This is a genomic window from Bradyrhizobium sp. AT1, assembly GCF_001590795.1.
Taxonomy (GTDB): Bacteria; Pseudomonadota; Alphaproteobacteria; order Rhizobiales; family Xanthobacteraceae; genus Bradyrhizobium.
Window position 1 is genome coordinate 3,521,780 of record NZ_JXDL01000001.1, and the last position, 25,998, is coordinate 3,547,777.

Consider the following 25,998-nt stretch of genomic DNA (forward strand, 5'->3'; position numbering starts at 1 on the left):
CCACGATCCAGGTCAGGAACAGCGAGTAGTAGAACATCACCGCGAGGAACACAAAGGTGAAACCGAGATCGATCACCAGCGTCAGCGCAGAGCTGGTGAGGAAGTTCCTGATGTTCTCGAGTTCGCGCACCCGCGCAACGGAGTCACCTGCCCGCCGCGCCTCGAAATAGGCAATCGGCAGCGCGATCAAGTGACGGAACAGCCTCGCGCCGAGCTCGACGTCGATCCGGTTGGTGGTGTGGGAGAAGACATAGGTCCGGAGCGCGCCGAGGACGGTCTCGAAGATCGAGACGACGATCAGGCCGAACACCAGCACGTCGAGCGTGGTGTAGCCGCGATGTGCCAGCACCTTGTCGGTCACGACCTGGAAGAACAGCGGCGTCACCAATGCAAACAATTGCAGGAAGAACGACGCGACCAACACTTCGCCGAGCAGCCGGCGGTATTTGTGCATGGCCTGGAGGAACCAGGTGATGTCGAAACGGCGCGCGAGATCGGACAGCGAGGCGCGGCGCGTCATCAGCACGAGGCGGCCGGTCCAACTTTCCTCGAACTCGGCCCGCTTGACCACCTGCGGACGATTGACCACGGGATCGTGAATGAGAACGTCGTCCGTGCCGACCTTGCCGAGGATCGCGAAGCTGCCGTCACGCCGTTCGATGATTGCGGGCAAAGAGAGCTTGGGAAGGCTAGACCAGCCTTCGCGAACCGCCCTCGCTTTGAGCTTGAGCTGCTTGGCACAGCGAAGCATTTCCTGAACGCCAAACGCGGAGCCGCCGAACTGATGTGCGATCTGTGTGGGGTCGACTGCGACCTGATGAAATCGCAACAGCAGCGCAAGGCACTGCAGCCCCGTGTCCTGACGTACGGCCTCCAAAGTCGCCCCTGTCCCTACTTCCCCTCGTCACCTTTTGTATTGCATGTTTGTTTCTGAGAAGCAAAATGAAATCTCGCACAGGTTGTGACTGAAGTTCAACAAAAGTTGGTAATGGCGACTGCGTGTAAGCACCATCCTTCAAATTGGCGGGTGCCCTCAAAATCGAAAAAGCACGACGCCTAAAAGCGCTCAAAGAGTTTCAGGGTTCAAAGAAAGGCAACGCGGCTCACGATAGAACTGGTGCTAGGATATTCCTTTTAGGCCGCGACGGCCGATCAGAAGCGGATCGATTCTCCGCAAGATGCGGACACGCAAAAAGTGCGCGGCTGCCTCCGCTTCACAATGTGCTCCGATAGGCTGACGAAGAGCCGCAAAGTTGCTCCGAATTCGCTGGACTTCTGCGCCTAGCGGAGCGTGCATCCGATGGTTCGAATCTGCCAGCGGAGTCCGACAAGCCATGGAAACGGAAATCATCGAACCAGCCATCAAGGCGTGCCTCGCGGAAATCCATACCAAGCTGAAGGCGGCTGAACAGATCGCCAGGGCGGCACAGGCCTGCGCAGAGGCCGGCGGGGTAGCCGAGGCAGTTAGGGTCTCCATGGATATCGAGCAACTGATCTATGAAGCTGGGCGGCTTCATGATGCCGCCACACTCCTTGCTCGAATGCAGGATTGACAAGACTAAAGCCTCACGTCTGCGAACATGAAAGTCGGCAAGCGCTGAAGAAGCTGCAACTCCTGGCGCAGCACCTATTCCCTTCTCATCCCGGCTTCAGCCAACGCCTCAGGAAACGCCGTTGCGCGGCTCGGGCCGGCCTCTCATAGCGTTCCAGCCCGGCAAGGCGTTTGGCAAGCTTCGGGCTCGGGCATTCCAGCAATGCAACGAGAAGATCGAGGCGCGCTTGTCTGATGCGGCCGAGACGCCGGTTGGTACGGACAAGATCATCCACGTCTAATAAGTTTCGTTGCTGTTCAAATCCCTCGGTGATTGCGGAGCGAACTAGTGGGCTGGATACAGCCCCTTCCTCTACACACCGACGCGACAGCCCGTGTTTACGGGCATTGCCGCTCGACTTTGTCTTTCCGACTTCGGTCTTGGGCCCAGTGCTTCGCTTGGCATTCTGACGGTTCGCTTCGATCTTCCGCTCTGAGGTCATGGAGCTGTTCACTAGCTTGCGCAATCCCGCACTCCTTGCTCCATCTCGCTCAAAATTCAAGGCTGTCCAGCCCCCACCACATTTGGCTTCGATTTGTTACTTTGGGATGGGGGTAGCTTGGGCGAACGGTTGCCACCAATTCATGGCGATATGAGCAACATGATTGCTGCAGAAAGGACTGGCATTCACCTGCAATTGGAGCGTTACTGAGTCGGCCGGGCGCGATGGCGGCGCCGGTATCTCACCTCGCGGACGCGGGGCTTCACGCAGTGCGGCGAAGAGCGCCGCTGTTCTTGAAGCAGGAGATACAAGTGCGTAGCGTACAGAGTGACGGGCTGACCGAGCCACAGCATCACATCGTCAGGTTCAACCCAAACCACCGGCGGCATTTCATCGGCGGCTCGGATGCCCGCATCATCATGGGCGATGACCAAGAGAGCCTGATCCGACTTTGGCGCGAAAAGCGCGGCGAAGCCGAGCCGCAGGATCTCTCGGACAATCTCATTGTCCAGCTCGGCACCGTGACCGAAGTCTTGAATCGCGCCTGGTATCAACGCACAAGCGGTCACACCGTCAAAGACATCCAGAAGCGTGTTCGCCATCCCATCCACAAATGGATGGCCGCAACGCTGGATGGGACCGTCGAGCAGACCGGCGCGGTTTTCGAAGCCAAGTTCATGTTGCCCTGGGCCTTCACGGAAGAAGCTGCAGCCGAGAAGCATATGGCGCAACTACAGCATAGCATGTGGGTGACCGCATCGCGCACGGCCGTTCTCTCGATCATCACCGGTGGCGGCAAATGGGTCGAGATCAAGATCCACGCCGACCCGCTGTACCAGCATCTCCTCCTGACGGCCGAGAAGAAATTTTGGCGCTGCGTCCAGAACGGCGAGCCGCCAATGCTGTTCAACATTGAGACGCCGCGCCCCCGACTGGAAGCGGTCAGGGTTGTCGACATGTCCACCTCCAACCAATGGGCGGAGTTGGCGGCTACTTACCTTCGAACCCGAGCGGCACATGGTGAGCACGAAACGGCCAAGGCTGACCTGAAAAAGCTGATGCCGGAGGACGCCAAGGAAGCGGCGGGCCATGGCATCAAGGCCAAACGCTCCAAGTCCGGGGCGGTCAGTTTCGAAGCCCAGCCGACGGAGGAATCCCGTGCATCAGTCCAGTGAGCGCATCGGGACCATCGCAGCCGCCCTCGCTCGGGCCCAGGCCGAACTGATGAACCCCGAGAAAACCCTGACCGCCGTCATCAGGTCGCCCTTCCCGCGGGAGGAGGATCGGACGTTCCGCTACGCCTCCCTCGCGAGCGGCCTTGACATCGTGCGCAGGACGCTGAGCCAGCAGGAGATCGCCACGATCCAGACCACACGGGTCGAGCGGCCGACCGGCCAGATTCATCTTACCACCCTGCTCGCCCACGCTTCAGGGGAGTGGATTTCCTCGGACCTTCCGGTCTGCGCATCCAAGGAAGTGGAGGCGCCGCACCGGATGGGGGCGGCGCTGACTTACGCCCGCCGCTATGCGCTGTTTGCTTTGGTCGGTATTGCGGGCGAGGACGATGTGGACGCCCCGGATCTCATGACAGGCCCTACCGCCGCTGCCGAACCACAGATCGCACCAGGACCAAAAGGCAAGCCGGCCAAAGGTGTCCTAAACCGCTCTCCTATACTTCCGCCTGACCGCTCGGCTGAGCTATTGGATCGCCTCTTGGGTGAGCTTGCGTTGCAGGAGGACGGCGAGGACCTGCTCGCCTGGGCCAAGATCAGCCTCCCGCTCAAGAACACTCTTCTGGAGGCGGATGCCCGCATTCTTGAGGCCGCCTACCAGAAGAGGTTCGAGGAAGCCGCCCTTCCTGATCTCGATGTAGCGGATAAGCAAGCCCTGCTGGCGGTCGAACAGCTCCTACCGGAGGACCGTTCTCCGCAGACAGCCAGCGACGTTCCCGCCCGCGCCAACGCCTCTTCCGGGAAGCAGATCGGACTCGCCTTCCCGAAAGAACCGCCTCGCAGGCGAAGCAAAGACCACCTCGCCTTTATTCGCAGCCAAGGTTGTCTGGTTTGCCAGAAGACTCCCGCTGACGCGCATCACCTGAAGTTTGCTCAACCGCGCACCTTGGGCCGAAAAGTCAGTGACGAGTTTACCGTCCCGCTTTGCCGATCCCATCACCAATCCCTGCATCGGCACGGAAACGAGCGGGCGTGGTGGACCAATCTACAAATTTCGCCGCTGCCGATCGCGAAGGAGCTTTGGGATGCGAGCCCCGTCCCTCTGTTGAACGGCGAAACAGTTGCTGCGCCGTTATCGCGTCGGCTGTCGGAGGCGCAAGGTCAATGAATGGTCCTCTTAACCTTCGTCAACCGCAGTTGACCAGCGTCTTGCCAACTCAGTTTGAGGCGCTGTGTCCGCCGCCGCAACTTCTCCCCGGAGAGAGCATCGACCACTATCAGGCAATTCAGGCAGTCATCTTCCGCGACCTCGATCCCCAGTCCGCCATCGAGTGGCTGCTAGCTATTGACATCGCAGAACTCTCTTGGGAGATCCAACGTTACCGGGTTCTGCGGCATAGGCTGTTGAGCACCTATCGCCAAAAGGCGATTGAAATGACGCTTCGCCGCGTCGATCTCGCAGGCATCGCCCCCGACTTCCAGGATATAGCCGAAGTCTACACCATTGGTAATGCTCTTGATTGGCAACTGGATACTTCTGCGGCGCTCGACATCGAGGCCCGTCTCCAATCGTACGGCTTCGATCAACACGCCATCAGCATGGAGGTCTATGTTCAGGCGCGCGAGATCCTCACGCTGTTTGAATCACTCCTGAACGGAGCGCAGCTTAGACGATTGATGTTGCTGAAGGAGATGAGGAATCTTCAACGCTCACAAACGACAGATCTTGGCAATGGTGAGCGGTGCCAAGGAGGTCCGCAACGCCGCGTAAACTTGGCGAGTTCTTGCTGAAGAGGCCAGCACGTCCAGAGACAAATCACGGAGCATTCGCTTGGTAGAAATTGACGGCCACAACTGCGTCGTGGTCGCCTTCAGCTCCGTCAACCGCGCTCTGCTCCAAAATTGAGCATGGATTGCCCCACAATTGTCATAGCGCTTCCACCGCATCGCAATATACTTCGTCTAGCAATCAGAGATGTCAGGCGAACTTTCGATGATCAGACATGCGGTCCGCATGCTGGCCGTAATGTATTGCGTTTGCGGCCAGCCCGCTTATTCAAGCTACGAACCCCAAGCGGTGACGCCACCGCTGTCGTTCTCGCAATTCTGCATTCAATATCCTGAAGACTGCCAACGCCACGACGATCGCAGGATCCGAGACTTCCGCTCATCGATCCAGCGTTGGCGAGAACTCGCCCAGATCAATTCAACGGTGAATTTGGGCATAGCGCCAAAGGAGTCGGCCGCAAGCCGACGTGATTCAGAGTGGCAGATATTCCCCCACGAAGGCAATTGCGGCGACTATGCTGTCACCAAACGCCATCTCCTGCTAAGATCTGGTTGGCCGAGCTCGGCGCTCCTCCTCGCAGAGGTCCTCATCCGAGCAACCGGAGAGCACCACCTCGTCTTGCTCGTGCGCGAGCAAAAAGCGGTCCTCGTACTCGATAATCTGAGCCCGGTGGTTACACCGCTCGTCGATGCGTTGGACCGATTCACCATCGTGCGCGCGGAATCAGGGGCAGATCCCAAAAGGTGGACAAGGGAAGTCGCGGCTTTTTAGCGATGGGCTGCGCTCGATTTCAATTGATTTTGTGAAGACCGCCGGCATGCGACGAGGCAAAGAAAACTAAATAGCGCCAATACCTTGAAGCTCGATTGCCAGGCTATCTTTACTTCACTATACCCTGCATCGAGGCAGCTCCCGAGCCCGGCAAACCTAGGAACGGGGAAGGTCCTCCAAAACCTTTCCGAGGCCAACTTGACAGACCTTCGCCATAAGCAGCGGATCGCTCTCATTACGGGCGTAACAGGCCAGGACGGGGCTTATTTAGCCGAGTATCTGCTGTCGCTTGGCTACATCGTGCACGGAGTCAAGCGACGTTCATCCTCGTTCAACACCGCGCGGGTCGATCATCTTTATCAGGATCCGCATACCGGGAACGTGCCGTTCCTGATGCACTATGGTGACATGACGGACTCCACCAACCTGATCCGCCTGGTGCAGCAGATCCGACCGACTGAGATCTACAATCTTGCCGCCCAGAGCCATGTCGGGGTCAGCTTCGAGAGCCCGGAATACACCGCCAATGCCGACGCGATCGGCGTGCTGCGCCTGTTAGAGGCGATCCGCATCCTAGGCATGGAGAAGGAAACGCGGTTTTATCAAGCATCGACCTCCGAGCTCTATGGCCTCGTGCAGGAAATTCCGCAGAAGGAGACGACACCGTTTTATCCGCGCTCGCCTTACGGTGTTGCAAAACTCTACGGCTACTGGATCACAGTGAACTACCGCGAGGCCTACGGCATGTTCGCCAGCAACGGCATCCTTTTTAACCATGAGAGCCCGATCCGCGGCGAAACCTTCGTCACGCGCAAGATCACCCGGGGCGTTGCCCGCATCGAGGTCGGGCTCGAGGACGCGCTCTATCTCGGAAATCTCGAGGCCAAGCGCGACTGGGGCCATGCCCGGGACTATGTAGAGGGCATGCACATGATCCTCCAGGCCGATGATCCCGACGATTTCGTCCTCGCCACCGGCGAGATGCATTCAGTACGCGAGATGGTCGAGCTTTCGTTTGGGCAGGTCGGCCGCCGCATTATTTGGCGGGGAAAGGGCGTGGAGGAGACCGGTGTCGACGAGAGAACCGGCAAGACGCTCGTGAAGATTGATCCAACCTATTTTCGTCCGACCGAGGTCGATCTCCTAATCGGTGATGCCAGCAAGGCGCGCCAAGTACTTGGCTGGACACCAAAGCGGACGTTCACCCAGCTGGTCGAGGAGATGATGGCGAGCGATCTAGCCGACGCGAAGCGGCATGCGGGCCATGGCAGACGCTCGGTTTGAGCTAAAAGGCAAGAGCGTTTACGTCGCCGGCCATCGCGGCATGGTCGGCAGCGCGCTCGTGCGCCGAGTGGCGCGAGAGGACGTCGAGCTATTGACGGTAGATCGCAGCGAGGTCGACCTCCGCGACCAGGCAGCTGTGTTCAACTGGTTCGCGAAGATGCGACCGCAAGTTATCTTCCTCGCGGCGGCAAAGGTCGGCGGAATCGTCGCCAACGACACGCAGCGCGCTGAATTCGTTTACGACAATATCGCCATCGCGGCCAATGTGATCCACGCGGCGCATCAAAACCGCGCCGAGAAGCTGATGTTTCTGGGCTCCTCCTGCATCTATCCGAAATTGGCGCCGCAGCCTCTGCGTGAAGAATTCGTACTGACAGGCCCGCTGGAGCCGACCAACGAGCCATATGCCATCGCCAAGATCGCCGGCATTAAGATGGTAGAGGCCTATCGCAACCAGTATGGCAGCGATTTCATCAGCGTGATGCCGACCAACCTCTATGGTCCTGGCGACAATTATCATCCCGAATTGAGCCACGTCGTCGCCGCCCTGATCCGCCGTTTCCACCAAGCAAAGGTCTCCGGTGCACAAAACGTCGTGGTGTGGGGCACCGGCATGCCGCGACGCGAGTTTCTCTATGTCGATGATATGGCCGACGCTTGCGTGCACCTGATGAAGACCTATTCCGGCGCCGAGCTGGTCAACATCGGTGTCGGTGAGGACATAAACATCGCGGAATTTGCACGCATAGTAGCCGACATCGTCGGCTACGGCGGCGCGATCAGCTTCGATGCTTCGCGCCCCGATGGCACTCCCCGCAAGCTGCTCGACGTCAGCCGCCTTGCCCAGCTCGGCTGGCGGGCGACTACGCCGCTCAGGCGTGGACTGAGTTTAGCTTACCAAAGTTACCTGAAATCGCTTGAGGGCGGGGGAAAACACGCGGTCCAATCATCTCTGTGAGATGCAGCCCGCCAAACAGCTTATACAATCTTCACCACGCAACAGCCTGCCCAGCCCGCGCAAAGATATTCATGTGAACCTGCGCTGCGCGCACAAAAGGCCAGCACACAATGAAAACAAAAACGAGCAAGGCAGCCGCATCTGCCGTGCTCTGCCTTGAATGACCCTTGAAAACGGCACCCGCCGTCCGGCTAGTTCAAGCTCAGTACGCCCGACGCAACACGGGACCGACAGGCGCGCAAACCCGATCCATGTACCAGCCATAGGGCGTTTCGACCCGCACCAGCGGGCAACGGCGCCATGGCGCATAGCGATATGGATATGGCTGCGCCCAGAACGTCACGGGCGTTGCCTGGCTTTCGCCCGAGAGCAGGGCGGCCGGTGCGGGCATCTGCATCGCGGCATTCGCTCCGCTCGCCGCGCAGAACGTAGCAGTTGCGGCCAAAAGGCCCGCTCGCATCAACGTCTTAAGCATCCAAAATAGCTCCTCGCCCCTGCGGAGTTGATCCCCGACCGTGCCCGTCAGTTCCCAGCCGACCGACATCACCGGTTCGCAAGGCCACTCCGCGACCAGCCCAAATAGTGAACCGAACTTTACCAAGGCCAGCGGCGCGAATGCAACTGATGCAGGGGCCCCCGAGGCGCCTTTGGAACGATATGGCGCGCAAGTGTGGCTTCTTGGTCCTATTTTTCCTCGCTCCAGGCGCCTGGAGCGGCGAGATCGGGCGATCTTCGGTAAACGTCCCGGAGAAACTGGTAGTTGACCGTCTGGGCCAGAGGCACGTCCTCCTCGCCGAGCTTGGCAAAGAGAAGGATATCCCTAAGCGTGCGCCAGCGGCTTTCGTCGTAGTCGCCGATACGGCCGCCGGTCGGCAGCACCAGGGGGCGCTGCTGCTGCAGCTCGAATTTCAGCCGCTCAGGGTTCAGCGCGGCTGGTCCGGCCCCGGCGAGAATGGGCACGCTCCGTGCATAGTCCGCGTAGGTGAACTGCCATCCCCGAATGAGGCCCTGCAGGACATCGGCGATCATGGATGGCTGTTCATGGACGAGAGCGTTGCTCGCGAAGTAGACCAAGCCAGGAACATGGATACCGTAGTCTTGCGGTTTGATGACATTCAGCTTCGTGAAGGTCGAACTGGAGGGTTCCGGTTGCTCGTCGATTGCGGCGATGATGGCATCCACCTGCCCGCCCCGCAGGGCTTCGAAGCTGTCGCGGTCGGGCACCTTGGTGATCTGACTCCGGGGCAGTCCGAGCTGCGCCATCATGGCATCGAATACAACATCTCCTTCGCTCGCCTTGCGGTATCCGACCCGCTTGCCGACCAGATCAGCCGGCCGCCGCAAGCCCGAGCTTTCGAGCGTGAAGATCGCGACGGAGGTATCGAGGAAGCTTGCAGCGAACGCCGTCACGGGGACGCCGCGCCAGGTTGCCAGCAGGAACTTCTGGCCGCTCGTCACGCCGATGGCATGTTGACGTGCAACAGTTTGGACGAAGTCAGGGTCGGGCTGAGCCGCCAGCTCGATGCGGGAGGAAAAATAGTTCTGCCTGGATGCCGAGAGCTCGCCGGCGAACCGCGTCGCGTATGGCCCGTCCAACAGGAGCTTGACCGCGCCCACAGGTGGAGACGTCGGAGTTCGCACGGGTGCCCCATCGGGGCGAAGAAGGAGAAGCACGATTCCGGCCAGGGCCAAGGCAGCAAGGCCAATGGCGAGGGCACGCTTCCCTCTCGACCGGGTCCGTCGCCGAGACTGGGATCGAGGCAATGAGAACTTCCTAACGGGTTGCGAAATTTAACATATCAGTCGAGGCGAGATGGGCTACAATGCAGCTTATGGGGTAAGGTTAATTTTTCCTTCACCTTGTTCTAACAGCGATTTTGACCGATAGCACGGCTTGTTCGGGTAAATGAATTTTGCGTCGATGGGCTTGGTAAGATGACGATTCTTTCCACACGGCCGGTGCCTGTCGTTGATTCTACGGCGAAAACTGGCGTGGTCGAGCAGGCTCCGCCCTCTGCGAAAGGTTTTGCGTCCAGCTGGATGCGCCCGGTGGTTGTCGAGCGGGCGATGGCGGTGGTCGATGCGGTGCTGGTCGTGGTCAGCGGCATCGGTTGCGCGCTGGGTTATCACATCGCCACCGTGGGCACGCTGGGCAAGACCGATGTCTATGCGGCGGCGAGCGTGCTGGTGGCGATCAATTTCGTGCTGCTGACGACGGTGCAGCACGGCTACCGCCTGAAGAACATCACGAACCTCCCGCGCATGTTCCGAATGACGCTGACGACCTGGACCGGGCTGTTCGGGGCACTGCTGGCGATCGCGTTCACGATGAAGGTCAGCGACGAGTTCTCGCGCGGCACCACGATCTCGTTCTACCTGGTCGGCCTCACCGCCCTCATCGCCTGGAAGACGCTAGCTGCGCGCTGGACCGCGCATGGCCTGCGCACCGGCGCCTTCGCCAACGGACGGGCGCTGCTGATCGCCGAATTCGGCCTTGCCACTTCGTCCAACGCGGTCGAGGAGCTTGGCCAGCACGGCTATCGTCTGATGCGGGTGATGGAGATTCCGCCGAAGGAGCTTGCCTCGCCCCTGCTGCTGTCGTCGCAGGCCGTGCGCTTCGAGGAGCTGATCGCGTTCGCGCGGGAGGAGCGGATCGAGCACGTCTTCCTGCTGATCAACTGGAGCCGGCAGCATGCGATCGAGAGCATTCTGGACGTGCTGAAGATCCTGCCCGTCCCGGTGCATCTGGTGCCGGACCCCAACACGGCGCGCTTTCTGCGCTATCCGCTGCAGGATACCGGCAACACCTTGACCGCCGAGCTACGCCGCGCGCCGCTGTCCTGGAAGGAGCGCGCCTTGAAGCGCATCCTGGACCTCGTCGGCGCCAGCGCGGCGCTGTTCGTGTTCGCGCCGGTGATGGTGGTGACCGCGCTGCTGATCAAGCTGAGCTCGAAGGGCCCGGTGTTCTTCCGCCAGACCCGCCACGGTTTCGGTGGGCGCGCGTTCAAGATCTTCAAGTTCCGCACCATGCGCGTGCTCGAGGACGGCCCGACGATCGTGCAGGCGCAGAAGAACGACCCGCGCGTCACGCCGATCGGCAAATGGCTGCGCAAGACCTCGATCGACGAGCTGCCGCAGCTCTTCAATGTGCTCAAGGGCGACATGTCGCTGGTCGGCCCCCGCCCGCACGCGGCCGCTCACAATTCCGAATACGAGCAGATCATCGGACAATACGCATTCCGACACCACGTGAAGCCGGGCATCACCGGTTGGGCTCAGGTTCATGGTTACCGGGGTGAGACGAAGGCAGTCGAATTGATGATAAAGAGAGTTGAGCATGACCTTTGGTACATAAACAACTGGAGCCTGTTCTTGGACGTAGGCATTCTGTTGCGAACCGTACTAACCTCATTTTCCGATCCGAAGGCATATTAGATTGGTCTCGATACTACGAGGGAGTAGAGCGCAGTTGGAGCAAATGTCTCAGCAGCGCCGCTGTCTCCTGTTAGGAGCTTAAGACGAGGAATATCATCCGCATGACTATTCGCCTCTGCGGTGGAATACCGGGTTTGGGCCAGCCAGGCGCACCGAAATCGTCACATCGGTCCGCGTATCAATAGACAATAAGCCTTCAGGCTTGGAAGCCACGGCCCTCCGCGTACGCACTAACCAAGCTTCACAAGCGTCTCGACGTTCGATTGATTTCGGAAAACGTAACCGATATCTTCCGAAGCACGCTATGCAATAGAGGTAGAGTTACTTTGGCAGTTAACGTTGGCATCGTTGGCCTCGGCAAGATGGGCATTTCTCATCTCGCCATTTTGAACTCCTTGCCCGAGTTCAACGTCGTAGGGATTTGCGACAGCGCGACAATCGTTGGCAGCGTGATCCAAAAGTACGGAAGTCTTCGATATTTTTCGGACTACGATAGTCTACTGGCCGCACCAAATATTGAAGCGGTAGTAATTGCGACGCCAACTCTGACGCATGAGATGATGGTCCGCAAAGCTCTTGAGCGCGGTCTTCACGTGTTTTGCGAGAAACCTTTAACGCTTTCCTCTTCGGTTAGCGAGCAGTTGACCGAACTTGCCCAATCTAAAAAACTGATAACTCAGGTAGGTTATCATAACCGCTTCATCGGAACCTTTGCGGAAGCAAAAAAGCTGATTTCGGCGAGATCCATTGGCCGAGTCAGCCACGTACTTGCAGAAGCTTACGGGCCGGTCGTTCTGAGGCCAGCGAAGCCAACTTGGCGAGGGAAGTCAGGCCAAGGTGGTGGCTGCCTTAATGATTACGCCGCGCATCCTCTCAACCTCCTGAATTGGTACTTCGGCCAGCCTGAGGCTTGCCAAAGTTCGATTCTAAGGAGCGGCTTCTCTACGGAAGTTGACGACGAAGTCTACGCGACCCTAGCATTTCCCGACGACGTGACAGCACAGCTATCAGTCAATTGGTCTGACGCTTCAGTCCGAAAGATGACCACACGCATCTCCATTTGGGGAGATGGAGGAAAGATCTATGCCGACCGCCAGGAACTCCAAGTCTTCTTGACTGGTGGGGCTCCCATACCAGAAGGCTACCGAATTGGCTGGACGGTGAAATACATCACAGAGCTTACAGAGCCTGTCGCGTTCTATCTTCGCGGAGAAGAGTACACAGCGCAGCTCGAGGCATTCGGCCGGGCCATCACGAAGCCAAATGGCCAACATGGTAACAGCTTTGAGACCTCGCTCGCTACTGACGTCACGATTGAAATAATTCGCGCTGCCGCTACCGCGAAACACGGCGGCACCGGCACACCATCAGCCAAGCCGAGTCCCGCCGCGCGCCTTGTCGGCCGAATCATGGGCCGCCAGCTGTGAAGAGGCCAGCACGTCTGCTTGCGGTCGCTTCCGGAGGAGGACATTGGATAGAACTCCTGCGGCTCAAAAGTGCGTTCGATGGCTGGGACGTAGCGTACGTATCGATGTTTGAAAACTACGCCTCAATCGTACCAGCAGCACGTTACTACACTGTTCCGGACGCATCTAGGTTTGACAAGCTAGCATTTCTAAAGGTGGCACTGCGCGCGATTTGGATTACGCTTCGCGAACGACCGAATGCGATTGTGACAACCGGATCAGCTCCGATGCTTTGTTTCATTCTGCTCGGCCGAATGATCGGCGCAAAGACACTATGGATTGATAGCATCGCTCAGGCGGCGGAGTTGTCTTCATCCGGAAGGCTTGCTCGCAAGATTGCGCACTGCACGTTAGCTCAATGGCCTGAGGTAGCGGAGCAGGAGGACGTTCAGTACTGGGGAGCGGTTCTGTGATCTTTGCGTCTGTTGGATCGATGCTCCCCTTCGATAGATTCGTTCGTGCGGTGGATGAGTGGGCCCACGACAATCCGAGTGAACCAGTGTTCATCCAAATTGGCGAGGGAGAGTACGAACCTCGAAATGCTCCTTTCGCAAGAATAATGCCAATGACCGAGTATCGTGCACGAATGCGCGACTGCACTCTCTTTGTGGCGCATGTTGGGATGGGGTCAATTCTGCAAGCACTGGAAGAGCGCAAGCAGATGCTTCTCCTGCCCCGTCTACATTCTCTCGGCGAGCACACGACCGACCATCAGCTTCATACCGCAGCGCGCTTCCGCAATACCAAAGGGTTGTTGATCGTTGACGATGTGCTGGCCCTACATCGTGAGATGAGCCGATTGATTGTCGCCCCCCTCGAATCTGGCACTGCCATTTCCAACCAAGCGTCACCTGAACTGCTGCGAAGCATTAGCTGTTGGCTCGAGGCCGCTCGCCCACGCTTTTAGGATCGGAAACATGGAACGTATTCTTTTCGGCGATAACCAGTTCTTCGGCATCAATCATCTTTCTGAAGAAAAGGCGCGGCAGCAAGCGCTGCGGTTCCAACAGACTGATGCAATAGTAGACGTGCTTCAAGCCGCGCTTCAGTGCGGTGTTGGCGGTTTTATGTGCACTACGCATGATCTAATTGGGCAAATTGCTGACGATGTGAGAGCCAGGCCCTCGATGTGGCAGGGCTTTCGGTTCTATCCGGGAATGCCCTATGCGCACAAATACGCGAATGCCGTTACCGAACTTGGCTACTTCGATGCCATGCGCAAGTTCTTGCCCAAGGAAGGACTGATTGACGTTATGGTGCGCGGATCCAAAGCGGTTTTAGGAAAAGACATTGAGGGCCTCATAACTCTGCTTGTAGACTCGGAAATGAAAATGTTCGAGGGCCTCGAAACGCCGGTCATCTTTTTGCAGAACGTTGTGACTGATCTCGTCCAGGGTCTTGGATTTGTGGATGCCTTTGGGATCTTCGCTCATCACGTGCGTGAAAGATATGGCGCCGAGCCAGGCTTCATTACCATGAATTTGCCGAAGCTGTTGCCGCTTTTGAAGGTCGCCGGAGTAGAGAATCCAATAGTTTGTGCAAACGTAAATAAGATTGCATTTCGAATGTGCGGCGGCATCGAAGGATATCGTGAGGCCACCAAAAGATATCCGAGCAGGGTAATCGCCATGTCGGTGCTAGCATCAGGTGGAATTCGTCCCCGAGAAGCCATCGAATGGGTAACAAGAGAACCTTACGTCAGTTCAATCTTATTCGGCGCTTCGAGTCGTACAAATATAGAAAATACAGTAGCGCTCATCAGACAGTTTGACGAAGGCAGGCAGGCCATGCTGGCTTGAGGCACAGCTTGCAATGTTGAAAGATGGAATCGCAGGTCTTGAAGAGGCAGCACACGATCTTTGTGTGGTCGGAGCAGGGCCTGTTGGCGTCGCGCTTGCGACCAATCTTGCGCGCCGCGGACGGCGGGTGTTGGTGCTAGAATCAGGCGGCACCAATGCTGAACCGGACATCCAAGACCTCTCAAGTGCCATGCTGCTCGACCCAAAGCACCATGATGATATGATGATTGCAGTCGCGCGCCGGCTAGGCGGCACCTCAAATCTCTGGGGCGGACGTTGCCTCCCGTACGATCCGATCGATTTTGAGCGCCGCGACTGGGTTGACGCTCGATGGCCCATTGGTATCGGTGACATTCAACCCTATTTGGGTAAAGCTGCCCTGGCGACTCTCTCCGGGGAACCTACTTATCGAGAGCCAATTCCCGAACTATCTCTGATCGACAACTCATTCAGCTGTGACACGCTTGAACGTTGGGCCAACACGACGGCGGCGCAGACAATTCATTCAGAAGAGTTAGCCAAGAATCCAAAGCTCGATCTACGAACTCATGCGACGTTGACCGGGATCGACTTCTCCGAATCCGGCCGCGTGCAAGCGATCAACATCACACATTCAAAAACAGGGGAACGCATTCGGCTTCGAATAGATACTCTAGTTATAGCTGCTGGCGGCCTGGAAAGCGCACGTCTTCTTCTTGCCACTCAGCGCTCGTGTCCTAGTCGCTTCGGCGGAGAAGACGGGCCGCTGGGACGAACCTACATGGGACATTTGGTCGGGGAGATCGCAGACATAGTTTTTACGCGCGACGTTTTTGAACGCGCCTTCGACTTCCACGTAGATTTGCACGGATCATATGTCCGGCGGCGCATCGCTGCATCCGCTGACATACAACGCAAGAACCAGCTATTGAATGCCGCCTTCTGGCCGGTCGTTCCGCCCATAGGAGATGCACGCCACGGCAGTGCAATCCTGTCTCTGGTATATCTCGCAATGAGCTTCGGTCCGCTCGGGCGCTTGCTGGTGGCCGAAGTGATACGAAGGCGCCAAGTCTCTTCTGGGTCTTCGCGGCGTGCGCCACATTTCGCAAACGTGCTTACAGGACTACCTGCCGCCTTGGCCTTTGGCTATAATTTCATGCGTCGGCGCTACATGCACCACATGCGCCTCCCGGGCTTATTCATCTACAACAGAGCTCATCGCTATGGTCTCTCCTACCACGCGGAGCAGGCTCCGCGCCGCGACAGCCGCGTTAGACTATCTGAAGAGACCGATCGCCTGAGCGTACCGAAGCTCATCATTGATTACCGGTTCTGTGCTCAAGACGCTCAGTCGGTTATCAAGAGCCACTCCCTGCTCGAGGCGTGGCTGCAGCATAACAACCTTGGTCACCTCGAATACCGCGTTCGGCCCGAAGAGCGAGCCGCAGCGATTCTCGATCAGGCCTGTCACGGAACGCATCAAATCGGACTCGCTCGGATGGGATACGGGCGCAATGATGCCGTGGTAGATGCCAACTTGCAAACCTTCGATGCATCCAATCTATATGTCGCGAGTACAGCGGTTCTACCGACCTCAAGCCAAGCCAACCCAACGCTTACCGCAGTTGCACTAGCACTACGATTGGCTGACCACCTTGCGATGAAAGAAACTACCGAACTGCGCGGGAAAACGACATCTGCGCACTAATAACAGGCAGCTCGACATGGCAGATGGCAAGCGATACAGCGTTGCTCTTTTCAACAGCGGGGATCCGCGGGGCACAAAAGTTGGGGGAATCGAAACCTATATTCGTGATTACATATACTACCATCCTGATGACATGGACTTGCTGTTTATTGGCCCAGACGAAACTGGCGAACTGCCCATTGGCCAGATCTCAGAAGTAACCTTCCGCGGCCGACAGTTTAAATATCTGCCCCTTAGCTACCTGACCGAGCATAAGAATGCTTACGGGGAGTCCATCACGAAATCGGATACTTGGCGCTTCGCTTCCTTGCTTGTCAGAAATTGGGGCATGTTGAGAAGGATATTACAATCCGGGGGCTACAGCGCTGAGATACGTCGCGTAGAATATGCGCCAATCATCTGGTCCATGGGTATTCCCGTCATCCAGATGGTCCACGTCTGGGGTGGCAAGAACCAGCAGATGAGCAGTTCGCTCGGCAAACATTGGTATATCCGTGACACGGCCGAATTTGTCGCCGCTGCACTTGCAAGAAAGTTCTATTCCGTAAATCCGAATATGACGGCCATGTATAAAGCAAGGTACCGTCTATTCGCACGCAAGTTCGATACACTAACGACCTGGGCTAACACGAGCATCTTCAAACCATCGCCTTATCAGTTTGACGATGGCTTGATCCACGTCGTGTACGCGGGGCGACTGGATAGATTCAAGCGGCCGGACTTAATGTTTCGTACCCTCGCCGAAATGTTTCGGCTCAACGGGAATACGCGTTTCCATTATGTTGGAGACGGAGATCCCAAGGAGTTCGCCGAATTTGCGCCAGTCAGGCACATAACTACGTGTCATGGAGTAAGGGCAAGCCCGCAGATCGCCACACTCCTCGAACGAATGCACATCGGCATTTTGACGTCTGAGTTTGAGGGCATGCCTCGCGTCGTGATGGAGATGCTTGCGGCGGGCCGCCCTGTTGTGGCTTTGCATCTGCCGCAACTCGAACCCGTTATCAAGAATAGTCAAAGCGGATTCTTGGTGGCTCGTACTGCTGATCACGTGGAAGCGCAGGCCCGTTTCATGCTCGAGACTTACGAGCTTATGCGGGCTGGTACAATCACTCCTTCAGAAGTAGCAAAGGCTGTCGAGCCGTTCGGCCCCGAGACTCTTCTAAGCAAAATCTGGCGCGACCACCGAAAACTACATGGCCTGCTATCTTGAAGTGCGTGATTTATTACCTGAGGACGAGTTCCTCCAGAATGCTTGGAGGGAGCGTGGCTAGAGGACACCACATGCTCCTACAAGTTTGAACAATCTTCGGCGCGGCCGCATAATTGGAGTGCTTCGTCTCAGCTACGTTCATTTCGTATCATGGTCCCTCTGCGCCACCGTATGACCAGAAGGAGAACGGAAATGCTTGGAAGCGACATGCCAAACCTAACACGTCGCGACTGCATAGTGAGCGGGTTATCCGCAGCTTGCGTACTTGCTTCAGGATTCCGGACGTCCCAGGCGCAACTAAATAGCGAACAGTCACCTCTCGTAACTTCACTGCGGGCGAAGGCAGACCGGAAAGGGCTTTTGTGCGGCACTGCCGCTGATTTTCCAGCCATCATCAATGATGCGCGGCTTCAAGAGGTTCTAAGACTGGACTGCAATATCTTGATTCCGGAGAACGGTTTCAACTGGACTCGATTTCAAGCGCCGAAGAACGGACCACTTGACTTCCGGCAGGCTGAAGCAGTCTACACGTTTGCGCATTCAAATGGCCAAAGAATGCGCGGGCACAATCTCATCTGGCACGATCATATAATGCCGCCGTGGGCCAGGGAACTCGTTGAAACCCTGACTTCGTCGGGCGCTGCAGACTTTATGATCGACCACATCCAGCGAGTAATATCAGCTTGGAAAGGCCGTCTGGTTCATCAGGAGGTCGTGAATGAGCCGGTGACAGGAAATGGGCTCGCGGATACCGTTTTCAGTCGGAAGATTGGCGAGCGTTACATTGACGTCGCGTTTGAGGTGGCAAAGTCGAGCGATCCAGATGCCCTGCTCTTCATAAATCAAGACTGGATCGAAATGGACTCCCGGGAGCACGAGAGACGCCGAACCCAGCTTTTGCGTCTCCTAGAACGTCTGCTTGGCCGCGGCGCACCCGTTCAAGCTTTGGGCATCGAGGGCCATCTGCAACTCCACATTCCTTTCGCGGAGCGCCCTTATCGCGCCTTCCTGGATGAGGTGCGCGGAATGGGACTAAAAACCCTCATAAGTGAATTCGACATACACGACCTCGGCATGTTCAATTCGATTGAGGACCGAGATGAGCGCGTAGCCGACTTGGGCAAGGCCTTTCTTGATGTGTCGCTCGACTACGATAATTGTCTGGGGGTATTAACGTGGGGCCCCTGCGATAAGTATAATTGGCTGAGGCTTGTACCCGGAAAACAGCGGCCCGACGGCTTGCCGCTCCGCCCGACACCAAGAGACGACAATTTCGAGCGAAAGCCACTTTGGAGGGCAATGGCCGCAGCCTTAGACGAAGCCAAAAGCCGCTAGGAGAGCGGATCAGATTGCCGCACCGCGCCGCTGGTAGTATTCAACAATATCTGATGGACGCAACGTATGATCCGAGCGCGTCCCTAAAAAGAAGACGCCGCACGCGGCATCTTCAATTTGTTGCTTCTTACCGATCCGATCCAGATATCGTAACCAGAAGCAGCTGTATGCAGCAACCTTGGCCAATTTCTGACTGCCAAAGACTGCTCTCACCAGATACTGAACCGACCAGATCAACGCAGTTCCGGGACCGCCGACTGCCCCGGAATCCAGGTGCTCAAATGACCGAAAGAGCCAACGATGGCCACTTAGCGTGAATCGCGTGAAATCGTACGCGCCTTCATGCACCTGCTGCATAAAGGGCGTATCTGCGTAAACGACGCCGCCTTGTTTCAGAACCCTCCAGATTTCATCGACGACTTTTTTGGGATCGAGCACATGCTCCAATACAGCTTGAATCCAGACGCCCTCAAAGCTCTTGGCTTTGAATGGTAGTTGGTGTCCATCAGCCAGGATCTGCGTCAATGGAGAAACGTAGATGTCCGTGGCGAGTATCTCCAGCTCCGGATCGGAATAGATCTGCTCAATACCACTCCCTATCGCCCCACCTCCGATAATGAGAAGCTTCGGACGTGATGTCACCTTCTTCATAGCCGCGATCATCGACTCTGCATTCCGCATTGCTGTAAGATTGCGACCTAAGAGCTTCTTTCTAACCCGCGTTGACAGGTCTGTTCTCATGTCGTCCCGGCGCATGAACGACTTACCGGCCCGCGCAAGTAGGTCTCCTTCCAGGAGGATACTTTCCCGAAAATCGATGAGAACGGGGCGACCATCAAGCCTCGGAAATCCTCGTTGCGAGTAGATACAACCATCGCTCGAACAAAATAGGCGCTCCTTCACATCGATTGGCATCCGAAGATCCGCTCGGCAGGCAGGGCAACATACAAGCGCTTCAATATTGATCATCTTCAACCAAATCCAATTGACTGGCAAAGGTGAAGATCTGCGCAGATCGCCACCGTGTCGTCCCGAGGGGATCGAGGAGGTATTGTTTGGATGCGCACCCCCTCGGACATCCTTCCCGTCGGAACCTAGCTTTGTAGCGTGGGATTTACAACATAGTCAGACATAGTCGAACGTAATCGCACCGGTTGAAATTCGGCTGGTCTAAAGTTGCTCTTCAAGGCTTGGCTATCAGTTCCGTTGTGATATGGTTTTGAAAGTGAATTTGATCAGTAAAACAATGGCCTAGTTGAACGATGAACCTCCTTTCACGCGCAATTAACAAATTTCTTGCCCTTCGCGTTGTTGACGATCGGGTGCTTTATACGCTGCCCGAACGCGAACATCTCGAAAAGCTATTTGAGTTCTTGAAAGTCGACTGCGTTTTCGACGTAGGTGCGAACATCGGCCAGTACGCAACGATGTTGAGAAAGAAAGTTGGCTATCGGGGCTTAATCATTTCGTTCGAGCCTATTCCCGAGGCCGCGACTACGCTTCGAACGCTAGCAGCGGGAGATCCGATGTGGGACATTGAGCAACTAGCGTTGGCTTCCGATGACGGCGAACGCTCCTTCAATGTAATGAAGGACTCCCAATTTAGCTCGCTAGCAAATCCAGATCACTCCGAAATCGCTCGATTTCGCTCGCAAAACACTCCGTCAAGCACGATCGTGGTAAAGACCGAGACGCTTTCGTCAGCCTTTGTTAGGTTGCAGAGCAAATTTGGGTTTCGTCGTCCGTTTCTAAAGATGGATACGCAGGGCCTCGACGTTGAGATCGTGAAGAGCGGCACCGACGTACTTCCGGAATTCGTAGGACTACAAAGCGAGTTAGCCATCAAGAAGCTATATGATTTATCGACGGATTTTCGTGAAGCAGTTACTTTCTATCAGTCGCAAGGATTTGAAATGAGCGCGATTGTGCAGAACAATCGGGGACATTTCCCGCTTCTGATCGAAGCGAACTGCATCATGCTGCGCAAAGATTTGTGCCGCTAAGACGACGGATCACGATGCACTCGGGCGCATCACTCGACCTGCTAAAGCCAGAAATTCACTCCTTAATTGCTTACTCGCAAAAAGATAAAAAAGAACGCCATATCCAAAATAACCCACGGCCAATGCTGCGACCAGGCCTGATATGCCGAAAGATGCGCCCACAAAAGAGTCGAGAATCTTCGCCACACTCACGAAAGCAAGAGCGCACACATTTGGCTTCCAGACGTGCGCCAGAAAGTCATTTAGCGTGATCACAGCGGCAGATGAAATGTACCTAAAGAATATGGGCGTTGTTAGGAATAGGGCGACTACCTGGCCCGCGACAATGGATTCAGCGCCAAAGAAGCCGCCCGAGAGCATGCAACAGAAACTCAAACCTGTTTGCCAACACCTCAACGCAAACACTTCTTTCGTTTTTCCCAGGGCGACAAGAAGCGGGTCGTACAGATAGAACATTCCGAGCACAACACCTTGAAAGGCCAATATCTGCAGAAAACTTCCGCTCGATCTCCAGTTTTGGCCGAAAACAAACGTTAGTATTTGAGGCGCCCAAAGTACCAGTGTTAGGCATGGAGGCGTCAGCAGCCAACAAAGCGCCTCGGTCAAGCGCAAGTAATGCAGTCTAACGCGATCCACGTGCCCCCGTTCTGCTGCGAACAATGGAAGAGATACGCTGCTCACCGGATAGGCGAAAACAGATACGACAACATCCAACATCTGCTTAGCAACACGAAAAAATCCCACAGGGGTCTGGCCGGAAAACATTCCGATAATCAAATCTGGCCCCCTTGCATCAATTGTACTTAACAACCGCGCGCCGAACAGATGAGCCCCAAAATGCCATAGATGAACTATAAACTTTGACTCCAGCCTAAGCTTTGGCTGCCAAGAGGAAACGCTCCGTATGACTGCCATTTCGATGGTCAGGGCGACGAATTGCTGCGCCACGAGGCTCCAAACGTTTGCTCCCGCATAGGCCGCCATGACCGCAATGAGTCCGCCAATAACTTGGCCTGCCAACGCTTTACCTGCAATTATGTGAAAATCGAAACTTCTGGCCAACCGGGCTTGGTGCATCTCATAGAAGGCGGACAGAGGCAGGAGTGTCGCTAAGGCAGCAAGAACAAGGGGGAGGTCACCTAAAGGCGGAGGCGCTACGTACCAAAACAATGCACACCCCCCAATCAGAGTGGCTGCGATAGTGGTACAGAATAGCAGGTTGAAGGTATAGGCGATTTCCGCCTCGTCTTCCGTGAGGTCCGACCTTTGGATCACGGCCTGAGTTATGCCCTGCGATGAAAACGCCTGAATAATCGCGATCACGGAAGCACTTAAGCTCACTGTGCCGAAGTTAGCAGGGCTCAGCATACGGCCAAGCGCTACGAATAAAGCGAACGAGATGACCTGTCGGGCGACATTTTGGCCAGCGAACCAAAGAGCACCCGCAATCACCTTGCGTTTCATCATTCTACCCGCTTAGGTTCAGTCAATATCAGATCGAAATAGCCCGTCGGTTCGGTTGAGATATTGCCTGACACAAGTCGTTTAATTGCTTCGAAATTATCCGCAAGCGGATCACCTTCAACAGCCGAAATTGCCGTAACCGATCCAAAAAGTCCTGCCAGCACATCTATGAAAGCTATCGGATCGACACCTTGTCTGGCGATCCCGTAGGGCCAAAACTCCATTATTACAAGATCGGCGCGCGAGAGTGTCTGACGACCGCCCCCCACGATTAGCGGCTCGGCACCCTGAGTATCAATCTTCATAATGAGTGGACCGGCAAGGGCGAGCTCTTTGAAACTATCGTCCAGAGTTCGAGTTTGAACTTCAATCTTATCCCATTTAGCCTCGTCGTATTTGTCGTTCGCCCAATTCATTCCAATCGGTTGCACGTTGCTATCTAATCTAAAGTCTCCAAAATTGGTCGGAGATCTCCGAAGGATTAGTTTGCCATTCGCGTTGCTCATTGCGACATTGCGAGCGCACACATTTTCAATTGAGTTGCGCAAGAGATTCAAACGTAAACGGAGAAAATTGGCCGGATCTGGCTCAAACGCAAAAAAACTCCACGAACTATTTCGGGCAAGGGGAATCGTTGTAAGTCCTATGTTCGCGCCGATGTCTATATACGTTCCGGTTGCACTGCGTTTCATCCGACTCTTGACCATGTCTAACAGGCGACCTGACCATTCGCCTTCTGTGGCGTACCTGCGGAATACCCCTTCGTCGCGTGGGTCGCCTTCGATGGCACCATTTGTGCCGCGAACCACGACGGCATCCATCTTGTAGTACTTCGCAAGCATCAGCAGGATTCTGTAGTGAGAACGTCGCGAAAGCCTTTCGAGCAACCATCCTATGACGCCGCATGCTAGGTGGTCGACTTTGAGCAAGGTGCTGCGTGTCGATTTCCTCAAGAGACTCTTCCTTCACTTCGTTTCAACGTGTGCAATAGAGGCTTGTCAAGCAATGGCCCGGATTAGCTTCACTAGGCTATCGGCCATCGCGGATAGATTGTGTCCCTTGTACCAATTAAATGCAGACCGCCCAATCTCGTTAGGGTCAAATGCAGCCAAGAACTCGGCATCATTCAGTTGTAGCGAGCTTAGATAATTTCGTCCACATACCAAAGTACTAGCGCCCGATTTGGATTTTCCTAGGTTAACTGCACAAACTCCATGCGCGGCGTACGCGTTAAACACGCCAGACTTTTCAAGCACGCCAGAATCGTAGTGAATGAATCCGTATTGGGCACGGGTCAGGAAGTCGGAAACAGCTTCGTCCTTTAGTTGCCCAGCTAGCGTCGTAATGGCGCGAAGAGGCCCAGGCACGTCCGAAGACGATGAGCCAATCTCGACCAATTTGCTGATCCGCAATGTTGATAGGATCGAAGGCCGAGACCTTAGCGCCTCATAGATCCTACTCTTGCCCGAGCTTAGTCCGAACACGACTCCGAGACCGCCCTCCTTGCAAGGAAACTCGTTAAGCTCGCCCACATTGGATATAACTGGCATCCAGAATCCGGGCTTTGCAGAATTCCATGGTTTCAAGACCTGTTCGAAGCGACGCTGGGTGTTCGTGACGAACCCATCCGAAATGTCAAACAGACGACGAATTTCACGGTACTGAAAGTACCAGCGAATCACTGTCTTTTTCCAAAGCACAGGCTCTTGCCACAGCTCATGAAAAATTGAGACAATCTTTGTTTTGGTTCTTCTTTGGTAATCCTCCAAGCCGTCCACTAACCAGACTGGTATGCCCTTCTCGTCGTAGCCATAGGCCGCCATGTGGATCAGCACATACTGGGCGTCAGCAACAGAAAGAGCTCTCACTAACGAGCTAGCGGTGTCATTCTGCAACTGAACACGACAGGCTGTCTCGTGACCAGCCTTTGATGGCTCGCTTGTCCAGCCCGATTCCTGAAGATGGTTGGCTACAATAAAGGTCGTCTCAATCCCTTTGTCGTTGAGCGCCATCGCGAGTTTAGAAGCGTAGTCTCCCAGACCATCTCGTCCGGGCACTAGACTCGGGACAATCTGCACGACCTTAAGGACCATTAGAACTCTGCCTCTTGACAAGGACCTGAAGTGCCACGGGCCTCCGCGGGTCTGGTGCTTGTTACAAAATCTATCGAATAAAAAGGTCTTGTACGGTGCTACACGTCAAGGCTGTAGGACTGATCACCCAGCACCTCGAAGCCCACCTTTTCGACCAATGTATGCAAGTACGACGGCAATGCTGGCTGCGAATGATGTCGACTTCGACCATAAAGCCAGCGCCGACGCATGAACAATCACCACGTAGATGCTCGGCACAAAGCCGAATACTGCATGTTTTGCAACTGATCTAAACAGGAAAAGCAAATAGGTCAGAATAAGCGGGATTGTAAACGCAAGCCCACACGCAAGAACGAAATTAACCCACGATATCTCGATCGCCAGCACGTTATACACTTGTTGTTGTTGAGTGATATAGTCGGCCGGACCGCCAGTCCACACATACTCCGAAGGCATATTAATTAGTATTTGCAGAGCAAAATACCTGGATAGAGCACTATCCCTATCTGACTCGAATCGCGCGAGAAGAAGATCAAACAAGCCGTTCTCTGACGCAATGACAAGAGCGATCAGAGCGACAAGCGCCATCATGAGGACTACGATGGCGGCACGCAACGATACCCCCCTTATGAAGGACATCGCAAAGGCATATGCGAGCGGGATCAGAACCGCAGCGATGCTTCCCAACAGCGCAGCTCGCGCGCCGGTCATGGCCGCTGCCATAAGCGAAATTACTCCCAATAACGGACGGAGCAAGCCGCGATGCTGGCCACCAATAGATGGGATCAAATTGACAAGAGAATAGAGACAAAGAAATGCCGCGGCTGAGAGAGGAAGGCCGAAAAGTCCCGCAGGACGCCCTATCTCGACCGGCTGCTCCGTACCGCTCGCTGCTGAATATATGTACGCTGGAAGAAAATTTCTTTGAGTAAGGTACTCCACGAATATGAGAGCGATGTTTAAGATCACAAAGGTATCGACAAAGAACTTAAATACCTTCAGCTCCTCTTCTCCTAGAAGGGAAAAGATTAAGAATACAATTATCGTGACGCCGAACGTTTCAATGAAAGGCGTCACAGGATATTCTTTGACCAAAACACAGAATGCCGCTGTCGACGCTGCACACACAGTGAAGCTGACCAAAGCGTAGTCTCGAAAGAAGGTTCGTAGAGCAACTAATGCGAAGTGCTTCTCAAGAAAGGCGATCCAGGCGAGTGCAAATACAAGCAGATATGTTCCCGGATGCAGCTTTTCGATGCTGCTACCACCGCCACCATAGTGCCATCCTACTGTTCTCATCAATGACGCTGAGACCGAAACATAGAGAAGCACTGCCATAACCACGAGATACTTGCCGACTGAAACCGACGCCGACTGGATGGGTCTCTGGATGACTCCATGATAGCTCCGACCACGAAACATTCCGGTGGCTTTGATTGACATGAATCTGATGGCCCGCCGTCTAGAGGGATTGCAAAATGCGCTATGTGAGTGT

General features: G+C 55.6%; 24 protein-coding genes. 16 read left to right on the plus strand and 8 right to left on the minus strand.

Features of this window, described 5'->3' with window-relative positions:
* Positions 1-877: ABC transporter transmembrane domain-containing protein (locus tag SE92_RS16425; RefSeq protein ID WP_245324610.1), on the minus strand; the 877-nt coding region annotated here is incomplete at its 3' end.
* Positions 878-1,334: 457 nt separating this feature from the next.
* Between SE92_RS16425 and SE92_RS16430 the strand changes: the two genes are divergently transcribed.
* Complete coding sequence (locus SE92_RS16430) at positions 1,335-1,553, plus strand: hypothetical protein (RefSeq protein WP_063196702.1); 219 nt, start codon at positions 1,335-1,337, stop codon at positions 1,551-1,553.
* An 85-nt stretch (positions 1,554-1,638) separates the two neighbouring features.
* Here SE92_RS16430 and SE92_RS35880 read toward each other — a convergent pair whose 3' ends face one another.
* Positions 1,639-2,058 carry a hypothetical protein gene (locus tag SE92_RS35880; RefSeq protein ID WP_157095502.1) on the minus strand — a complete coding sequence of 140 codons (420 nt, stop codon included), beginning with the start codon at positions 2,056-2,058 and terminating at the stop codon, positions 1,639-1,641.
* 311 nt (positions 2,059-2,369) lie between these two features.
* Here SE92_RS35880 and SE92_RS16435 point away from each other — a divergent pair, with 311 nt between their 5' ends.
* The 6 genes from SE92_RS16435 (at position 2,370) to fcl (ending at position 8,008) form a co-directional block, all read left to right on the plus strand.
* Positions 2,370-3,209, plus strand: coding sequence for a YqaJ viral recombinase family protein (locus tag SE92_RS16435; protein ID WP_502686796.1), 840 nt, complete (start codon positions 2,370-2,372; stop codon positions 3,207-3,209).
* On the plus strand, positions 3,193-4,374 hold the full coding sequence (locus SE92_RS16440) for an ERF family protein (protein ID WP_063196703.1): 1,182 nt from the start codon (positions 3,193-3,195) through the stop codon (positions 4,372-4,374). The genes SE92_RS16435 and SE92_RS16440 overlap by 17 nt, the downstream gene beginning before the upstream one ends.
* Positions 4,371-4,997 carry a hypothetical protein gene (locus SE92_RS16445; protein WP_245324611.1) on the plus strand — a complete coding sequence of 209 codons (627 nt, stop codon included), beginning with the start codon at positions 4,371-4,373 and terminating at the stop codon, positions 4,995-4,997. The genes SE92_RS16440 and SE92_RS16445 overlap by 4 nt, the downstream gene beginning before the upstream one ends.
* 184 nt (positions 4,998-5,181) lie before the next feature.
* Positions 5,182-5,766 (plus strand): transglutaminase-like cysteine peptidase, encoded by a 585-nt coding sequence (locus SE92_RS16450; protein ID WP_245324612.1) that lies wholly within the window; start codon positions 5,182-5,184, stop codon positions 5,764-5,766.
* 198 nt (positions 5,767-5,964) lie between these two features.
* Positions 5,965-7,050 carry a GDP-mannose 4,6-dehydratase gene (gene gmd / locus SE92_RS16455; protein WP_063196704.1) on the plus strand — a complete coding sequence of 362 codons (1,086 nt, stop codon included), beginning with the start codon at positions 5,965-5,967 and terminating at the stop codon, positions 7,048-7,050.
* Entirely contained in the window at positions 7,031-8,008 is a 978-nt protein-coding gene (gene fcl / locus SE92_RS16460) for a GDP-L-fucose synthase (protein WP_063196705.1), read from the plus strand. Before gmd ends, fcl begins: the two co-directional genes overlap by 20 nt.
* Positions 8,009-8,692: 684 nt before the next feature.
* Here fcl and SE92_RS16470 read toward each other — a convergent pair.
* Positions 8,693-9,625, minus strand: a complete 933-nt coding sequence (locus SE92_RS16470; RefSeq protein ID WP_245324613.1) for an ABC transporter substrate-binding protein — start codon at positions 9,623-9,625, stop codon at positions 8,693-8,695.
* A 432-nt stretch (positions 9,626-10,057) separates the two neighbouring features.
* On the opposite strand from SE92_RS16470, the gene SE92_RS16475 reads away from it, so the two are divergent.
* The 8 genes from SE92_RS16475 (at position 10,058) to SE92_RS16510 (ending at position 18,943) form a co-directional block, all read left to right on the plus strand.
* Positions 10,058-11,443: an undecaprenyl-phosphate glucose phosphotransferase gene (locus SE92_RS16475; protein WP_245324614.1), complete on the plus strand. Its 1,386-nt coding sequence runs from the start codon at positions 10,058-10,060 to the stop codon at positions 11,441-11,443.
* A gap of 326 nt (positions 11,444-11,769) precedes the next feature.
* Complete coding sequence (locus SE92_RS16480; RefSeq protein ID WP_157095503.1) at positions 11,770-12,870, plus strand: Gfo/Idh/MocA family protein; 1,101 nt, start codon at positions 11,770-11,772, stop codon at positions 12,868-12,870.
* A 104-nt stretch (positions 12,871-12,974) separates the two neighbouring features.
* Positions 12,975-13,322 (plus strand): glycosyltransferase family protein, encoded by a 348-nt coding sequence (locus SE92_RS34700; protein ID WP_084251828.1) that lies wholly within the window; start codon positions 12,975-12,977, stop codon positions 13,320-13,322.
* A gap of 152 nt (positions 13,323-13,474) precedes the next feature.
* On the plus strand, positions 13,475-13,816 hold the full coding sequence (locus tag SE92_RS16490) for a hypothetical protein (protein ID WP_063196708.1): 342 nt from the start codon (positions 13,475-13,477) through the stop codon (positions 13,814-13,816).
* A gap of 10 nt (positions 13,817-13,826) precedes the next feature.
* A complete protein-coding gene (locus SE92_RS16495) occupies positions 13,827-14,708 on the plus strand; it encodes a hypothetical protein (RefSeq protein WP_063196709.1) in 882 nt (293 codons plus the stop codon).
* A gap of 13 nt (positions 14,709-14,721) precedes the next feature.
* Positions 14,722-16,395 carry a GMC oxidoreductase gene (locus tag SE92_RS35025; RefSeq protein ID WP_084251829.1) on the plus strand — a complete coding sequence of 558 codons (1,674 nt, stop codon included), beginning with the start codon at positions 14,722-14,724 and terminating at the stop codon, positions 16,393-16,395.
* A 16-nt stretch (positions 16,396-16,411) separates the two neighbouring features.
* Entirely contained in the window at positions 16,412-17,608 is a 1,197-nt protein-coding gene (locus SE92_RS16505; RefSeq protein ID WP_063196711.1) for a glycosyltransferase, read from the plus strand.
* A 192-nt stretch (positions 17,609-17,800) separates the two neighbouring features.
* Positions 17,801-18,943: an endo-1,4-beta-xylanase gene (locus SE92_RS16510; RefSeq protein ID WP_198172658.1), complete on the plus strand. Its 1,143-nt coding sequence runs from the start codon at positions 17,801-17,803 to the stop codon at positions 18,941-18,943.
* A 9-nt stretch (positions 18,944-18,952) separates the two neighbouring features.
* Here the strand turns inward: SE92_RS16510 and SE92_RS16515 are convergent, their stop codons facing one another.
* Positions 18,953-19,912: a class I SAM-dependent methyltransferase gene (locus tag SE92_RS16515; RefSeq protein WP_063921220.1), complete on the minus strand. Its 960-nt coding sequence runs from the start codon at positions 19,910-19,912 to the stop codon at positions 18,953-18,955.
* Between the two features lie 293 nt (positions 19,913-20,205).
* Between SE92_RS16515 and SE92_RS16520 the strand changes: the two genes are divergently transcribed.
* On the plus strand, positions 20,206-20,946 hold the full coding sequence (locus tag SE92_RS16520; RefSeq protein WP_063196713.1) for an FkbM family methyltransferase: 741 nt from the start codon (positions 20,206-20,208) through the stop codon (positions 20,944-20,946).
* Between the two features lie 9 nt (positions 20,947-20,955).
* Here the strand turns inward: SE92_RS16520 and SE92_RS16525 are convergent, their stop codons facing one another.
* The 4 genes from SE92_RS16525 to SE92_RS16540 all read right to left on the minus strand — a co-directional run bounded on the left by SE92_RS16525 (position 20,956) and on the right by SE92_RS16540 (position 25,946).
* Positions 20,956-22,413: an oligosaccharide flippase family protein gene (locus SE92_RS16525; RefSeq protein WP_063196714.1), complete on the minus strand. Its 1,458-nt coding sequence runs from the start codon at positions 22,411-22,413 to the stop codon at positions 20,956-20,958.
* Complete coding sequence (locus tag SE92_RS35030; RefSeq protein WP_084251831.1) at positions 22,410-23,252, minus strand: FkbM family methyltransferase; 843 nt, start codon at positions 23,250-23,252, stop codon at positions 22,410-22,412. The genes SE92_RS16525 and SE92_RS35030 overlap by 4 nt, the downstream gene beginning before the upstream one ends.
* Positions 23,253-23,408: 156 nt before the next feature.
* Positions 23,409-24,503 carry a hypothetical protein gene (locus SE92_RS16535; protein WP_063196716.1) on the minus strand — a complete coding sequence of 365 codons (1,095 nt, stop codon included), beginning with the start codon at positions 24,501-24,503 and terminating at the stop codon, positions 23,409-23,411.
* 123 nt (positions 24,504-24,626) lie between these two features.
* Entirely contained in the window at positions 24,627-25,946 is a 1,320-nt protein-coding gene (locus tag SE92_RS16540) for a hypothetical protein (RefSeq protein WP_157095505.1), read from the minus strand.
* Positions 25,947-25,998 lie beyond the last annotated feature (52 nt).